The following is a 436-nucleotide window of genomic DNA, read 5'->3' as shown; positions in this document are numbered from 1 at the left end:
TTCGAGGAGAAGCTCGACCTGTTCGTCCACCTGCTCGACGAGAGACCCGTCACGTGGTCGGGCACGCCCCGCGCCGGGCTCGCCGACCAGGAGGTCTGGCCCAAGACCGAGAGCGGTCGGCTCCGCACGTGGGTCGGCGTGGGCGGGTCGCCCGAGTCGGTGGTCCGGACGGCGCGGCACGGGCTCGGCCTCATGCTCGCGATCATCGGCGGCGAGCCCGAGCGGTTCCGGCCCTACGTGGACCTCTACCACCGCGCCGTCGAGGAGCTCGGGAACCCGGTGCTGCCGGTCGGCGTGCACTCGCCCGGCCACGTCGCCGACACGGACGAGCAGGCGCAGGAGGAGGTCTACGAGCACTTCGCGGCCATGAACAACCGCATCGGCCGCGAGCGCGGCTGGCCCGCCTACCACCGCGGGCGCTTCGCCCACGAGGTGC

Annotated in this window: 1 protein-coding gene; it reads left to right on the top strand. The window is 73.4% G+C overall.

Annotated features, from left to right (window positions below):
* Positions 1-436, top strand: a 436-nt coding sequence (locus G3I78_RS48625; RefSeq protein WP_164437052.1) for an LLM class flavin-dependent oxidoreductase, incomplete at both ends; no start/stop codon positions are given.

The sequence above is a fragment of the Streptomyces sp. SID13726 genome, assembly GCF_010548375.1.
Classification (GTDB): Bacteria; Actinomycetota; Actinomycetes; order Streptomycetales; family Streptomycetaceae; genus Streptomyces.
Note: the sequence above shows the minus strand (reverse complement) of the source record. Positions and strands in the feature narration are given on the sequence as shown.